Origin of the sequence: Hafnia paralvei ATCC 29927, assembly GCF_001655005.1 — a bacterium.
GTDB lineage: Bacteria > Pseudomonadota > Gammaproteobacteria > Enterobacterales > Enterobacteriaceae > Hafnia > Hafnia paralvei.
The window spans coordinates 120,486-136,061 of the sequence record NZ_LXET01000041.1 but is presented as its reverse complement, the minus strand read 5'-3'; the positions used below and the strand labels follow the sequence as shown (position 1 = coordinate 136,061).

14 protein-coding genes are annotated in these 15,576 nt (G+C 50.3%); 10 read left to right on the top strand and 4 right to left on the bottom strand.

What is annotated here, in order from left to right:
- Positions 1-98: 98 nt before the first annotated feature.
- From M988_RS11045 to ruvB, 4 genes are all read left to right on the top strand, one after another.
- A complete protein-coding gene (locus M988_RS11045; RefSeq protein WP_008813301.1) occupies positions 99-845 on the top strand; it encodes a YebC/PmpR family DNA-binding transcriptional regulator in 747 nt (248 codons plus the stop codon).
- A complete protein-coding gene (gene ruvC / locus M988_RS11040) occupies positions 842-1,363 on the top strand; it encodes a crossover junction endodeoxyribonuclease RuvC (RefSeq protein ID WP_008813302.1) in 522 nt (173 codons plus the stop codon). The genes M988_RS11045 and ruvC overlap by 4 nt, the downstream gene beginning before the upstream one ends.
- A 100-nt stretch (positions 1,364-1,463) precedes the next feature.
- A complete protein-coding gene (gene ruvA, locus M988_RS11035; protein ID WP_008813303.1) occupies positions 1,464-2,078 on the top strand; it encodes a Holliday junction branch migration protein RuvA in 615 nt (204 codons plus the stop codon).
- Positions 2,079-2,100: 22 nt separating this feature from the next.
- Complete coding sequence (gene ruvB / locus M988_RS11030; RefSeq protein ID WP_008813304.1) at positions 2,101-3,108, top strand: Holliday junction branch migration DNA helicase RuvB; 1,008 nt, start codon at positions 2,101-2,103, stop codon at positions 3,106-3,108.
- Positions 3,109-3,177: 69 nt separating this feature from the next.
- Here ruvB and znuB read toward each other — a convergent pair whose 3' ends face one another.
- Both znuB and znuC read right to left on the bottom strand, forming a co-directional pair.
- Positions 3,178-3,963: a zinc ABC transporter permease subunit ZnuB gene (znuB, locus tag M988_RS11025; RefSeq protein ID WP_004090248.1), complete on the bottom strand. Its 786-nt coding sequence runs from the start codon at positions 3,961-3,963 to the stop codon at positions 3,178-3,180.
- Entirely contained in the window at positions 3,960-4,751 is a 792-nt protein-coding gene (gene znuC, locus M988_RS11020; protein ID WP_061060103.1) for a zinc ABC transporter ATP-binding protein ZnuC, read from the bottom strand. Before znuC ends, znuB begins: the two co-directional genes overlap by 4 nt.
- Before the next feature lie 73 nt (positions 4,752-4,824).
- Between znuC and znuA the strand changes: the two genes are divergently transcribed.
- The 3 genes from znuA to lpxM all read left to right on the top strand — a co-directional run bounded on the left by znuA (position 4,825) and on the right by lpxM (position 8,307).
- Positions 4,825-5,835 (top strand): zinc ABC transporter substrate-binding protein ZnuA, encoded by a 1,011-nt coding sequence (gene znuA, locus M988_RS11015; RefSeq protein ID WP_064574132.1) that lies wholly within the window; start codon positions 4,825-4,827, stop codon positions 5,833-5,835.
- A 13-nt stretch (positions 5,836-5,848) separates the two neighbouring features.
- Positions 5,849-7,174 carry a murein DD-endopeptidase MepM gene (mepM, locus tag M988_RS11010; protein ID WP_008813307.1) on the top strand — a complete coding sequence of 442 codons (1,326 nt, stop codon included), beginning with the start codon at positions 5,849-5,851 and terminating at the stop codon, positions 7,172-7,174.
- Between the two features lie 170 nt (positions 7,175-7,344).
- Positions 7,345-8,307, top strand: a complete 963-nt coding sequence (lpxM, locus tag M988_RS11005) for a lauroyl-Kdo(2)-lipid IV(A) myristoyltransferase (protein ID WP_008813308.1) — start codon at positions 7,345-7,347, stop codon at positions 8,305-8,307.
- 71 nt (positions 8,308-8,378) lie between these two features.
- On the opposite strand, the gene pyk is transcribed toward lpxM, so the two are convergent.
- Positions 8,379-9,821, bottom strand: a complete 1,443-nt coding sequence (pyk, locus tag M988_RS11000; RefSeq protein WP_008813309.1) for a pyruvate kinase — start codon at positions 9,819-9,821, stop codon at positions 8,379-8,381.
- A 265-nt stretch (positions 9,822-10,086) separates the two neighbouring features.
- Complete coding sequence (locus M988_RS10995) at positions 10,087-10,956, bottom strand: MurR/RpiR family transcriptional regulator (protein WP_008813310.1); 870 nt, start codon at positions 10,954-10,956, stop codon at positions 10,087-10,089.
- A gap of 479 nt (positions 10,957-11,435) precedes the next feature.
- On the opposite strand from M988_RS10995, the gene zwf reads away from it, so the two are divergent.
- The 3 genes from zwf (at position 11,436) to edd (ending at position 15,516) form a co-directional block, all read left to right on the top strand.
- Positions 11,436-12,911, top strand: coding sequence for a glucose-6-phosphate dehydrogenase (gene zwf / locus M988_RS10990; protein ID WP_008813311.1), 1,476 nt, complete (start codon positions 11,436-11,438; stop codon positions 12,909-12,911).
- Between the two features lie 87 nt (positions 12,912-12,998).
- Positions 12,999-13,694 (top strand): 6-phosphogluconolactonase, encoded by a 696-nt coding sequence (pgl, locus tag M988_RS10985; protein WP_008813312.1) that lies wholly within the window; start codon positions 12,999-13,001, stop codon positions 13,692-13,694.
- Positions 13,695-13,701: 7 nt separating this feature from the next.
- Complete coding sequence (gene edd, locus M988_RS10980) at positions 13,702-15,516, top strand: phosphogluconate dehydratase (RefSeq protein ID WP_008813313.1); 1,815 nt, start codon at positions 13,702-13,704, stop codon at positions 15,514-15,516.
- The last annotated feature ends 60 nt before the right edge of the window (positions 15,517-15,576 follow it).

Below are 15,576 nucleotides of genomic sequence, written 5' to 3'. Positions count from 1 at the left end.
TCGTTTAAGAGGTTAACTTTTGGCGTTTGCCACTATTCATCCTAACAGGCGTAAAGTTTGTCATTTTTAAAGCCCTACGGCTTTTACCGGAGAAACATATGGCAGGTCATAGTAAGTGGGCCAACACGAAACACCGTAAAGCCGCGCAGGATTCTAAGCGCGGTAAAATCTTCACCAAAATTATTCGCGAGCTGGTTACTGCTGCGAAATTAGGCGGTGGTGATCCGGGTGCGAACCCACGTCTGCGCGCGGCTATCGATAAAGCGCTGTCCAACAACATGACCCGCGATACGTTGAACCGTGCAATCGCGCGTGGTGTAGGCGGTGATGATGATACCAACATGGAAACCATCATCTATGAAGGATATGGTCCTGGTGGTTCTGCGATCATGGTTGAGTGCCTGAGTGATAACCGCAACCGTACCGTAGCTGAAGTGCGTCATGCTTTCACGAAAACGGGGGGGAATCTGGGAACTGATGGTTCTGTTTCTTACCTGTTCACCAAGAAAGGCGTTATTTCCTATGCACCGGGTCTGGACGAAGATACCGTGATGGATGCGGCGTTGGAAGCGGGTGCTGATGACGTAGTGACCTATGATGACGGCGCTATCGACGTCTTCACCCCATGGGAAACTTTTGGCGAAGTGAAAGATGCGTTAGATGCTGCCGGTCTGGTTGCTGAGTCCGCTGAAGTTTCTATGATACCTTCCACTAAGGCGGAAATGGATGCAGAAACAGCACCTAAGCTGATGCGTCTGATCGATATGCTGGAAGATTGTGACGATGTGCAGGAAGTTTATCACAACGGTGAAGTTTCCGACGAGGTTGCGGCTACTCTGGAATGAGTATCATCCTCGGGATTGACCCCGGCTCACGGATCACGGGATATGGTGTGATCCGTCAGGTGGGGCGAAAGCTCGAATATCTCGGCAGCGGGTGCATTCGCACCTCTGTCGATGATTTACCCACTCGCCTGAAGCTGGTGTATGCCGGCGTTAGTGAGATCATCACCCAGTTCCAGCCAGATATTTTTGCTATTGAACAAGTTTTTATGGCGAAGAATGCAGACTCGGCCTTAAAGCTAGGCCAGGCTCGTGGTGCGGCCATTGTTGCTGCCGTCAACGTTGATTTGCCCGTATTCGAATATGCTGCGCGGCAGATCAAGCAGACGGTCGTTGGAACCGGCGCTGCGGAAAAGGCGCAGGTTCAGCATATGGTGCGTTCACTGCTGAAACTCTCTGCGAATCCACAGGCGGATGCCGCTGATGCGTTGGCTGTGGCGATCACGCATTGCCATGTCAGCCAGAACGCATTACGCGCGAGTCCGACTCGGTTGAATCTTGCTCGTGGGCGTTTAAAGTAAATCAGATCGAACTATAATAGGCTGGATATTCATCCAGCCTTTTTTATGGTATAAGCTGTAGGTCATAATGAAAGAGTTTACTATTTAAGAGGAATTGCGCGTGATAGGTCGTCTCAGAGGAATTATTCTGGAAAAACAGCCGCCAGAAGTGCTGCTGGAAGCCAACGGCGTAGGCTATGAAGTCCACATGCCGATGACCTGTTTTTATGAGCTTCCCGAACTAGGACAGGAAGTTATTATCTTCACTCATTTTGTGGTGCGTGAAGATGCGCAGTTGCTGTACGGTTTTAATAATAAACAAGAGCGCGCGCTGTTTCGCGAGCTGATTAAAGTCAATGGTGTAGGGCCAAAACTGGCGCTGGCAATTTTATCAGGCATGTCTGCCCAGCAATTTGTTACGGCGATTGAACGCGAAGAAGTGAGCACGCTGGTCAAACTTCCCGGCGTGGGTAAGAAAACGGCCGAACGTCTCGTGGTGGAAATGAAGGATCGCTTTAAAGGACTCACCGGTGATTTGTTCAATAATCATAGTGATTTGCCGGTACCAGCAGCGAAAAAACCTGCCAGCGAAATTGATGCTGAAGGGGAGGCGGTATCCGCGCTGATTGCTCTTGGTTATAAACCGCAGGAAGCAAGCCGTATGATAAGCAAAATTGCCAAACCAGATGCAGACAGTGAAACGTTAATTCGTGATGCACTGCGCGCGGCGCTGTAATCGCCAATGAGGTAAATGAAGGATGATTGAAGCTGACCGTCTGATTACTGCGGAAGTGCAGAGCGAAGAAGAGATTATCGATCGTGCTATCCGTCCTAAAAGCCTATCTGAATATGTCGGGCAGCCACAGGTGCGTGGTCAGATGGAGATTTTCATCAAAGCGGCCAAGCTGCGTGGTGATGCGCTCGATCACTTGCTGATTTTCGGCCCGCCGGGATTGGGCAAAACGACATTGGCAAATATTGTCGCGAATGAAATGGGCGTGAATTTGCGTACCACATCTGGACCCGTGCTAGAGAAGGCGGGTGACTTAGCGGCTATGCTGACAAATCTTGAGCCACATGATGTGCTGTTTATTGACGAAATTCATCGTTTGTCTCCGGTGGTTGAAGAGATTCTGTACCCAGCGATGGAAGACTATCAGCTTGATATCATGATTGGCGAAGGTCCAGCCGCAAGGTCTATCAAGATTGATTTGCCTCCCTTTACGCTGGTGGGCGCAACGACCCGAGCGGGTTCTCTGACTTCACCGTTACGCGATCGATTTGGTATTGTGCAGCGTCTTGAGTTTTATCAGGTGGCTGATTTACAGCATATCGTGGGTCGTAGTGCTCAATGCTTAGGATTGTCACTGACAGAAGAAGGCGCACACGAGGTGGCTCGTCGTTCACGTGGTACACCGCGTATTGCTAACCGTCTGCTGCGCCGCGTGCGAGATTATGCGGAGGTCTGTGCCGACGGCAACATTGACGCGGATGTGGCAACGCAAGCGCTGAATATGTTGGATGTTGATGCTGAAGGCTTCGACTACATGGACCGAAAATTGCTGCTGGCGGTGATTGATAAGTTTATGGGGGGACCCGTTGGACTTGATAACCTTGCAGCCGCTATCGGCGAAGAGCGAGAAACTATCGAGGACGTATTGGAGCCCTATCTCATTCAGCAGGGATTTTTGCAGCGTACGCCGCGAGGGCGTATGGCAACCAATCATGCCTACAAACATTTTGGTATGACGCGCGAAGAGCCATAACCAGTGCTAAATAAAAAAGCCCGAGCATATTCAATGTCTCGGGCTTTTTGCTTTTACAGATATCTCACGTTAAACGCTTTGTTTTTTGCTCAGGCTGAGAATAAACATGGCGGTTGCGCATAGCACCACCGACGGCCCTGCAGGCGTATCGTAAAAGGCAGAGAAGGTTAGCCCACCGGTCACCGCTAGAATACCAATGATCACGGCAATGCTTGCCATTTGCTCCGGCGTGCGGGAAAAACGGCGCGCGGTGGCAGCAGGGATAATCAGCAGTGAGGTGATGATTAAAGCCCCAACAAATTTCATTGCCAAGCCGATGGTCAACGCCGTTACCAGCATCAGTATCATACGAACGCGCTCAAGATTAACGCCGTCGACGTGGGCGAGCTCTGGGCTAATAGTGACGGACAGCAGTGGGCGCCACTGCCACCACAGAATACCGAGAACAATGGCAACGCCAATCGCTATCATCACGATATCGTTATAGGTCACCGAAAGCAGATCGCCAAATAAATAAGCCATGAGATCGACGCGTACATTCGACATTAAAGCGACCACGACCAGGCCTAGCGAAAGCGCACTGTGTGCCATGATGCCAAGTAGGGTGTCAACGCCGAGTGTGGGGCGACGCTCTAACCACACTAAGCCAATCGCCAGTAGCAGAGTGACGACGATAACGGCGAAGAAAGGATTCACATTCAGCAATAAGCCAAACGCCACGCCAAGCAATGAGGCATGCGCTAGCGTATCACCGAAGTAAGACATGCGCCGCCATACGACAAATGACCCCAGAGGACCCGCAGTCAACGCCAGTAACGCTCCCGCGATCCAGCCCGGAAGAAGTAACTCAATCATGACTGCTGACTCCCATTACTCTTCAAGATGATTTTTCCTTGTAAATCGTGGCGGTGGTTATGGTGGTGACGATAAATCGCCAGTTGTTCTGCACCACGGTTGCCAAACATGGCAATAAATTCTGGATGCAGGGAAACCACCTCAGGAGTCCCCGAGCAGCAAATATGCTGGTTCAAGCACAGCACTTCATCAGTTTTCGCCATAACTAAATGTAGATCGTGGGAAACCATCAATACCGAGCAGTTAAGCTCTTGCCTCAGCTGATTAATCAAATCATAAAGCGCAAGTTGGCCGTTAACGTCAACGCCAGCAGTGGGTTCGTCTAATACCAGCAAATCAGGTTTGTTAAGCAAGGCTCTAGCGAGTAAAACGCGTTGATTTTCGCCGCCAGATAACTTCTGCATAGGCTGATTAAGCAGGTGTGCCGCGTGAACACGCTTTAGGGCGGGTAATACATCGTCTTTGCGCACACCGGGGCGCAGACGCATAAAACGGCTGACGGTTAACGGCAGCGTAGCGTCAAGGTGAAGTTTTTGTGGCACATAGCCAATGGTCAAATTATTGGCGGTGGTAATCGAACCTGATGTGGGTTTGACTAAGCCCAGCACCACGCGTACCAGCGTTGATTTTCCAGCACCATTTGGCCCAAGAAGCGTGAGAATGCGTCCCGGCTTCAGGTCGAGTGATATATGTGATAGCACGTTACGAGAGCCAAAACTCACCGTAATGTCCTTGAGAGATACCAAACTACGATTATTTTGCAAACTACTATTATTTTGACTCGACATGTTTTTGCGTATTGCAGAATGAGTGAAATGTTATAATATAACGATCGCCCAAATTGACGAAGAGAATTTTGACATGATACACAAAAAAGCGTGGTTTAAGCGCACTATTATTGCTGCAGCATTGGTGACCAGTGCAGGTATTAGCTGCGCTCAGGCAGCGGTATTGACCTCAATACGTCCATTAGGATTTATTGCGTCGGCAATTGCTGACGGAGTGACTGAGACTGAAGTTTTGCTTCCAGATGGAGCTTCTCCGCATGATTATGCACTCAAGCCATCGGATATCAAACGATTGCGTGAGGCGGACCTTGTGGTATGGGTAGGGCCGGAAATGGAGGCTTTTCTGACTAAACCGACCCAACAGCTCGAAAATAACAAAAACCTGATGCTATCTGGTCTGCCGGCCGTTCACAGCCTGCTTATCGCCGGTGATGACGATCATGACCACGACCATAAATCTGTAGAACTAGAAAGCAACACAGAAAAATCTGAAAGTTCTGTTGCACATAATGTTACAAATGGCGCAGAGACTGCCTCCGAAGAACATCACGATCACGATCATGGCCAGTATAACCTGCATATTTGGCTATCTCCGGCCATTGCAAAACAGATCGCGATAGCGATACACGATAAATTATTGTTACAAAGTCCACAAAACAAAGACAAACTGGATGTCAACCTACGTAAATTCGAGGAACAACTAGAGCAGACGCAAAAAAATGTTGGTATGATGCTGCGGCCTGTGCAAGGTAAAGGCTATTTTGTCTTTCATGATGCCTATGGTTACTTCGAGAACACCTTTGGTCTGACTCCTTTAGGTCACTTCACGGTCAATCCCGAGATTCAGCCTGGCGCACAGCGTTTACATCAAATTCGAACACATTTGGTTGAGCAGAAAGCCGTTTGCGTTTTCGCTGAGCCACAGTTCAGGCCAGCAGTAATCTCAGCGGTAGCGCAGGGGACAAAAGTCCGCCAAGGAACCTTAGATCCCTTGGGAAGCGAAATCGCACTGGGTGCTGATAGTTACATGAGGTTTTTAACTCAGCTATCACAACAGTATTTAAGCTGCCTGAACGGAGATTAAGAGGAACATCCGAGTGCAGCAGATAGCGCGATCTATCGCCCTAGCGTATAACAACTTGCCCCGACCACATCGGGTTATGCTAGGGTCACTGACCGTCATCACGTTGGCCGTCTCCATTTGGCGGCCATTCGTTTACCAGCCAAACATTGATAGCGATAGCGCCACTGCCAAGATTATTCCTTTGGATAATCAACAGTTGCGAACTCTTGTCCCTGAAGCCAGTGAGCCACTGGATCAGCCCGCACCAGAAGATGAAGTTCCTACCGACGAATTAGACGATAAAGCGGATAACGATTCCGGTACTCACGACTACGTTGTTTCTACTGGCGATACGCTGGGTAGCATTCTGACGCAGTTTGGTATCGATATGTCAGAAGTGTCTGCGTTAGCTAAGCAAAATCCAGCACTGCGCAACCTGAAAATTGGTCAAACCCTTTCATGGGTATTGAATGACGCTGGCGAATTGCAGCAGTTGACTTGGGAAGTCAATCGCCGTGAAACTCGCACCTACAATCTGGTTAACGGCAATTTCAAAGAGGCTGTCGAATCTCAGCAGGGCGAATGGAAAAACAAAGTTGTCACCGGAACGCTTAACGGCAGCTTTGTGAATAGCGCTCGCGCAGCGGGACTGAGCCGTTCCGAAGTGAACGCTGTTATCAAGGCGCTGCAGTGGCAAATGGATTTCCGCAAACTACAGAAAGGCGATCAGTTTGCGGTGCTGATGTCTCGAGAAGAGTTGAATGGTCGTAGCGAACAGAGCCAGCTTCTGGGCGTGAGAATGCGTACCGGTGGGAAAGATTATTACGCGGTGCGCGCAGACGATGGTAAATTCTACGATCGTCAGGGTAGCGGTTTGGCGAAAGGCTTCATGCGTTTCCCGACGACCAAACAATTCCGTGTTTCATCCAACTTCAACCCGCGCCGTGTTAATCCGGTCACCGGACGTGTTGCACCGCATCGCGGTGTCGATTTTGCCATGCCGGTAGGAACTCCAGTGTTGGCGGTTGGGGATGGAGAGGTGGTCATAGCGAAGCGCAGCGGGGCCGCCGGTAACTATGTGGTTATTCGCCACGGTCGCCAATATACAACGCGTTTTATGCACCTGAAAAAAATCCTTGTGAAGCCAGGGCAGAAAGTTAAACGTGGCGATCGTATCGCACTGTCAGGCAACACAGGGCGTTCTACTGGGCCTCATCTCCACTATGAATTCTGGTTGAATAATCAGGCGGTGAACCCGCTAACGGCGCAGTTGCCACGCTCCGATGGATTATCGGGTAAAGACCGCAGAGAGTACTTAGCTCAGGTGCGTCAGGTTGTTCCACAGCTTCAGCTAGATTAAAATTCACTTCTTTCGCAAAACAGCCGGCTTTATTCTCCGGCTGTTTTTCTTTACGCAAGTAATGCGCAGGATAATGTTTTGTCAGCCGTTATATCTGAAAAGTTAGATAAAAATTAATGTCAGACGGCTTAGGTATATAATTAGCTGATATTTGATTAAAGAGTTTTCGCATGGAAAAAGAACAACGGTCAAACGTGGAGTTTATTCCGCAGTTTGAGAAAAGTTTTTTGTTACCCAAATATTGGGGTGCATGGTTAGGTGTCGGCACGATGGTGGCGATGGCCTATTTGCCCGTGCGAGTTCGGGATCCCATCCTCGCGACAGTGGGTCGTTGGGCGGGTAAATTAGCGGGTGGCGCTCGCCGTCGTGCGCGAATTAATCTGCTGTATTGTTTTCCTGAATTAAGCGAAGCGCAGCGCGAAGAGATTATTGACCGTATGTTCGAGCGAGCGGGGCAGTCGATGTTTTTGATGGCTGAGCTTACGCTACGTGATCCACAGCGAGTGCTGAAGCGTACCCGTTGGCACGGTATGGAACATATCGAGGCCTTACGTGAGCGCGGTGGGAATGCCATCTTCTTGGTTCCACATGGTTGGGCGGTTGATATTCCCGCAATGCTGCTGGCCGCTCAAGGTCAGCCGATGGCGGCCATGTTCCATAATCAGAAAAATAAGATGATTGACTGGTTATGGAATACTTGTCGGCGGCGTTTTGGCGGGCGTATGCATGCGCGTGATGATGGCATCAAACCTTTCATCAGCTCAGTGCGTCACGGTTACTGGGGGTATTACCTCCCCGATCAAGATCACGGTGCAGAACACAGTGAGTTTGTGGATTTCTTCGCAACCTATAAAGCTACGTTACCGGCAATAGGTCGTTTAATGAAGCTGTGTCGCGCGCAGGTCATTCCACTGTTTCCAGTTTATGACGGCAAAACCAGCACGTTGGATATCTATATTCGTCCACCCATGGATGATATTGCTGAGATGAACGAACATGATATGGCGCGCAGGATGAACGAAGAGGTGGAACTCTTGATGGGGCCGCATCCAGAACAGTACACTTGGATACTCAAGCTATTGAAGACCCGCAAACCGGGCGAGATAGAGCCCTACAAGCGCAAAGACCTGTAGGCTAAAGCTGTTGATCTACCGATGAAAAAGGGGCGCGATGCGCCCCTTGTGTATTTGGCGATTAGAACGTCTTATTCAACGCGCAGAATACGGCTGGTGTTCGTGCTGCCCACGGTCCCCATGACGTCGCCCTGAGTGACGATAACCAAGTCGCCTGAAACCAAGAAGCCCTTGTCACGAAGCAGATTTGCTGCATCCTGAGCTGCGGCTACGCCATCGCTGGTGCTATCGAAATAAACCGGCGTCACGCCGCGATAGAGTGCAGTCAGGTTTAGCGTACGCTCACGGTGAGACATGGCAAAAATAGGTAGGCCAGAGCTGATACGCGACATCATCAACGCGGTACGCCCCGACTCTGTCATGGCGATAATCGCCGTCACACCTTTTAGGTGGTTAGCCGCATACATGCTCGACATGGCGATGGCTTCTTCGATGTTGTCGAACTGTACGTCTAAGCGGTGTTTAGACACGTTGATGCTTGGGATTTTTTCCGCACCCAGACAGACGCGTGCCATCGCTGCTACGGTTTCAGCCGGATACTGGCCTGCTGCCGTTTCCGCCGACAACATCACCGCATCGGTGCCATCCAGCACGGCGTTTGCAACGTCCATGACTTCAGCACGCGTTGGCATTGGGTTGGTGATCATGGATTCCATCATCTGAGTGGCTGTGATGACGGTACGATTCAATTTACGCGCGCGGCGGATCAACTGCTTCTGGATGCCGACCAGTTCCGGATCGCCAATCTCGACGCCTAAGTCACCACGAGCAACCATCACAACATCGGAAGCAAGAATGATGTCATCCATCGCTTCTTCGCTACATACGGCTTCAGCACGCTCTACTTTCGCCACAATTTTGGCATCACAGCCAGCGTCACGCGCTAAACGACGTGCATAGTTGATATCTTCACCGGTGCGAGGGAAGGAGACGGCCAGATAATCGACGGAAATTTTCGCTGCAGTGGCGATATCGGCGATGTCTTTTTCAGTTAACGCTTCGGCAGACAGGCCACCACCTAACTTGTTAATGCCTTTGTTATTGGACAGCGGGCCACCCACGGTGACTTCGGTAAAGACTTTACTGCCTTTAACTTCAAGCACTTTTAGCTGCACGCGGCCATCGTCGAGCAGCAGGATGTCGCCTGGAACAACGTCTTCTGGCAGGCGTTTGTAGTCGATACCGACTTTTTCTTTATCGCCTTCACCGGTGGTGAGATCGGCATCTAACAGGAATTTATCGCCGATGTTGAGGAATACTTTGCCTTCTTTAAACGTCGAAACGCGAATTTTTGGGCCCTGCAGGTCGCCTAGGATAGCGACGTGTCGCCCCAGTTTTGCTGCAATTTCACGGACTTTATTGGCGCGGGCTAAATGATCTTCAGCGCTGCCATGAGAGAAATTGAGACGAACAACGTTAGCGCCAGCTGAAATAATTTTTTCAAGATTATTATCGCGGTCGGTTGCTGGGCCTAAGGTGGTTACGATCTTGGTTCTTCTGAGCCGTCTGGACATGTGTAACTCCGTTGACATGTGAAGCATTGGTGTTGTTGCCAATACAACGAACAGGCAGTTGATTACGCATCCACGTTACACCCATTGTTTTTCAAACTGGGCACATCAACTCATCAAGCCTGCTCGCATGAAACCGCAAAAGAGAGTGCATGCGGTTGATTAATACCAGTCTCTTCTTTATTTAGCAGAAAATGACCGATTGTTTTTATGCTTTGGTGCCTGATTGTCGTTAAAACCGTTTCCTGCGCTGAATCCCTGTCATGTTCTAGTCAAAATGGTGGGGGAGCGCAAGTCCCTTATCAAAGCGCGATTCTTTCAGCGCTTCTTTGACTCGCTTCAAGTTATCTCTGAATTTTGCACCTCTACGCAGCGTAAAGCCAGTCGCCAAGGCATCTATGAGTGTTAATTGAGCAATGCGCGATACCATTGGCATGTAAACATCGGTGTCTTCAGGGACATCGAGCAGCAACGGAAGTGTAGCTTCTAACGCCAGTGGGGTATCACGGGAGGTGATAGCAATGACCGTTGCGTCGTTCTCACGAGCCAAATGCGCCATTTCTACTAAGCTTTTCGTTCTGCCTGTATGAGAGATGAGTACAACCACATCGCCTTCGTTCGAATTCATGCAGCTCATGCGTTGCATGACAATGTCGTCGAAGTAAACCACGGGGATGTTAAAACGGAAAAACTTGTTCATGGCATCGTGAGCCACTGCGGCAGATGCGCCTAAGCCAAAGAACGAGATTTTTTTCGCCTGCGTTAGCAAGTCTACGGCGCGATTAACCGCAGACATATCAAGGTTATTCTTGGCCATTTCAAGGCTGGCCATCGCTGATTCGAATATTTTGCTGGTATAAGCATCAACGCTATCTGTCTCTTCGACGTTTCGATTGACATATGGCGTCCCATTAGCAAGGCTCTGTGCAAGATGAAGTTTGAAATCAGGGAAGCCTTTGGTTTCCATACGTCGGCAAAAACGGTTAACCGTGGGTTCGCTGACATCAGCCATTTTCGCCAGCGTTGCAATGCTAGAGTGAATGGCGGTCTGCGGTGCAGCCAAGATGACTTCGGCGACTTTACGCTCGGATTTGCTTAGTTGGTCCAGATTCGCCTGAATTTTGTCCAGCGTATTCATATACGAAATTCACTCATGAATGGTATACCCGTCATCTTTCAAATTGCAGGTGGGTTGGCTACTTTCGTGCGCCGGAATCACTTACTCTAGTAAGCTTATCGGGTCTTTCTCGCCAGCCGCTTTCCTGCATTTTTGAAATCTATTGGGTAAAGCGATTTCAAAGAAAGGAGAAATCTATGGTTGTTTGATGAAAATATACTACGAGCTGTAACTGCTTTGCAGCGAGATGATGCCGCTTGATGGGCTTTTTTTACCAGAGTATGACGTGTGTCTAACTTTCGATATGGTAATATTAGTTCAGTTTTGACAGAAAATTACATAATGTGTCTGTCATTACATGGCTTGCGGCAGGATTTGAGAAAATTTAATACCTTTTATGTATAAATTTTCGGCAAAAAAGCATGTTTACTGGCTATAGTCAAAAATAGTACATTAATCATGTAATAAAATTACAAGCATCCTGCAACGAGGAGATGAACATGGCGGTTACGTCAACAGCACAGGCCTGCGATCTGGTCATTTTCGGCGCAAAGGGCGATTTAGCCCGCCGTAAACTGCTGCCTTCCCTGTACCAATTAGAAAAAGCCGGTCATATCCATCCGGACACTCGTATCATCGGCGTTGGTCGCGCTGAATGGGATAAAGACGCCTACACCAAGGTCGTGCGCGAAGCGCTGGATACCTTCCTGAAAGAAAAAGTTGATGAAGAACTGTGGGCGACGCTCAGCGCACGTCTGGATTTCTGTAACCTTGACGTCAACGACACTCAGCATTTTAAAAATCTTGCCAAGATGCTGGATCAGAAAAAACGCGTCACCATCAACTACTTTGCTATGCCGCCAAGCACTTTTGGTGCGATCTGCCAAGGTTTAGGTGCATCAGGTCTGAACAAAGAGCCAAGCCGTATCGTGATGGAAAAACCTCTCGGTACTGATTTGGAGTCCTCACGAGCCATCAACAATCAGGTGGCAGAATTCTTCGATGAGTCACAGGTTTACCGTATTGACCACTATTTAGGTAAAGAAACGGTTCTCAACCTGCTGGCCTTGCGCTTCGCTAACTCGCTGTTTGCCAATAACTGGGATAACAGCATGATTGATCACGTGCAGATTACCGTGGCCGAGGAAGTGGGGATCGAAGGACGTTGGGGTTATTTTGATAAAGCGGGTCAGATGCGTGACATGATTCAAAACCATCTGTTGCAGATCCTGACCATGATCGCGATGTCACCGCCAGCGGATCTCTCGACTGACCGTATTCGTGATGAGAAAGTCAAAGTGTTGCGTTCACTGCGTCGTATCGACCACTCCAACGTGCGCGATACCACGGTGCGGGGTCAATACACCGCGGGCTTTGTACAAGGCAAAAAAGTGCCGGGTTATCTAGAAGAGGAAGGGGCGAATAAAACCAGTAACACTGAAACCTTTGTCTCTATTCGCGTAGATATTGATAACTGGCGCTGGGCTGGCGTTCCATTCTACCTGCGTACGGGTAAACGTCTGCCGTCAAAATGTTCTGAAGTCGTGATTTACTTCAAGAACCCGCCGCTCAACCTGTTCCGTGACTCTTATCAAGAGCTGCCACAGAACAAACTCACGATCCGTCTGCAGCCAGACGAAGGTGTCCAGATTGACATCTTAAATAAGGTGCCGGGTCTGGAGCACAAGCACCGCCTGCAAACGACTAAGCTGGATCTGAGCTTCTCCGATACTTTCCATCAGGAACATCTGGCTGATGCATATGAACGCCTGTTGCTAGAGGCCATGCGTGGCATTCAAGCGCTGTTCGTGCGTCGTGACGAAGTTGAGGAAGCATGGAAGTGGGTCGATTCCATTATGGAAGCGTGGGCCGCTGATAACGAATCTCCTAAACCGTATCAAGCCGGTACTTGGGGCCCTGTGGCCTCCGTTGCGATGATTAGTCGCGATGGCCGTGCATGGAATGAGTTCGAATAGCGCTCTAGAAGGGCGTTTTCGAATGAGAGCAACACGGAGATATAAACCTTCGTGTTGCATGATTCAGACAGTTTAGGGGAGATTGAGATGGCACAGTTTAAAGAATTTCCGAGCGCACAAGCGCTCAACGAACAGTTTGCTGAGGAAATTGCCGCAGCTCTGAGCCACAGTATTGGCGCTCAGGGACAAGCGAGCCTAGTGGTGTCCGGTGGTCGTACGCCGCTAGGACTGTTCGAGGCGTTAACTCAGCAAGCCATTGAGTGGAGCAAGGTCACCATCACCTTGGCGGATGAGCGTTGGGTCGATGCAAATGATGATTCCAGTAACGAAAAGCTGGTACGTGAACATTTGCTAAAAGGCTACGCATCAGACGCAAAGTTTGTTGGTTTGAAGAATAGTCATGCCACCCCGTTTGCCGGAGCTGAAGACACCGAACAGGCGCTAAAAGTTATTGCGCGTCCATTCGATGTTGTGATCCTCGGCATGGGTGATGATGGCCATACCGCTTCGCTCTTCCCTGGGGCAGAGAATCTGTTCCCAGCTCTCGCGATGGATTCCGGCCGAGTCTGCATGGGGATGACCCCGCTGACCGCGCCGCTCGATCGTATCACCCTAACACTTCCGGCTCTGCTCAATAGCCGTCATATCTACCTGCATGTGGTAGGTGACAGCAAGCGTGATGTCTATCAGCGCGCAATTCAGGGTACGGATGTGAATGAGATGCCGATCCGCGCCGTGTTACAGCAAACACGAACGCCGGTCGACATCTACTGGACGGCATGAGGCAGCAATGAACCCAACAGTATCCCGAGTGACACAACGCATTATTGAACGCTCCCGTGACAGCCGTGCGGCCTACTTGGCCAAAATCGAACACGCGCGCAGCAAAAAGGTACATCGTTCTCAGTTAGCCTGCGGCAACTTGGCACATGGCTTTGCCGCCTGTGGTCAGGAAGATAAAGCCTCTCTGACCAGCATGACTAAGAGCAACATCGGTATCGTGACATCCTTCAACGATATGCTCTCGGCGCACCAGCCATACGAAACCTATCCGCAGCAGATCAAAGCAGCGCTGCACACGGTAGGGGCTGTGGGGCAAGTGGCTTCAGGCGTACCCGCAATGTGTGATGGCGTAACTCAGGGACAGGACGGCATGGAGCTCTCGTTGATGAGCCGCGAAGTTATCGCCATGTCGGCCGCTGTGGGTCTTTCACACAATATGTTTGACGGCGCGCTGTATCTTGGCGTGTGCGACAAAATTGTGCCGGGTCTGTTTATGGCCGCCATGTCTTTTGGCCATTTACCGACCCTGTTCGTTCCCGCCGGACCAATGCCGAGCGGTTTGCCGAACAAAGAAAAAGTCCGTGTGCGCCAGCTGTATGCGGAAGGTAAATTAGGCCGTGATGCGCTGCTCGAAGCCGAAGCTGCGTCCTATCATGCGCCGGGTACTTGCACATTTTACGGTACTGCAAATTCTAATCAGATGGTGATTGAGGTTATGGGTCTCCATCTGCCGGGAGCATCTTTCGTCCAGCCAGATATGCCGCTGCGCGCTGCGCTCACGGATGCGGCTGCACGTCAGGTTACTCGCATGACTGAAACCAGCGGCAACTACATGCCGGTTGGCCGTATGGTTGATGAAAAAGTGATTGTTAACGGCATTATTGCGCTGCTGGCAACCGGTGGATCGACCAACCACACTATGCACTTGGTCGCAATGGCTCGCGCTGCGGGCATCCATATCAACTGGGATGATTTCTCTGACCTGTCTGACGTTGTGCCGTTGATGTGTCGCATTTATCCAAATGGTCCTGCGGATATCAACCACTTCCAAGCGGCGGGCGGGGTGCCTGTGTTAGTGCAGGAACTGCTGAAAGGGGGGTTATTGCATGAGGATGTGGACACTGTTGCAGGACACGGTCTGAGCCGTTATACCCAAGAGCCGTTCCTTGAAGATGGCAAACTGGTTTATCGCCCAGGTCCAACCCAATCGCACGATAGCAATGTGATTGCCAGCTTTGATAAACCGTTTGAATCTCATGGCGGTACCAAAGTGTTAACGGGCAACCTTGGTCGTGCAGTGATGAAAACCTCAGCGGTTCCCACTGATAATCAGATCATCGAAGCACCGGCGGTGGTATTCCATAGTCAGCATGATGTCGTGCCCGCTTTTGAAGCGGGCAAACTGGACAAAGATTGCATCGTTGTCGTTCGCTATCAGGGGCCTCGTGCCATCGGTATGCCAGAGCTACATAAGCTGATGCCGCCGTTGGGCGTATTGATGGATCGCGGTCTGAAAGTGGCATTGGTCACCGATGGTCGTCTGTCAGGGGCATCGGGCAAGGTGCCTTCAGCGATCCACGTGACACCAGAAGCGTACTCCGGCGGCCTGCTGGCGAAAGTACGTGACGGCGATATGATCCGTCTGAACGGTAAAACCGGCGAGCTGACCTTGCTGGTGGATGAGGCTGAACTGGCAAACCGCGAACTGGTTCACCCAGATCTGTCTGCGCTGCATGACGGTTCAGGCCGCGAAATGTTTGCTGCGCTGCGGGAACAACTCTCTGGCGCTGAAGAGGGCGCTAGCTGCATCAAATTCTATTAATGAAACCGTGGGTCGCATCGCGGCCCGCGTTAACGATTCTTTTTGGCGTTGTATACCTAA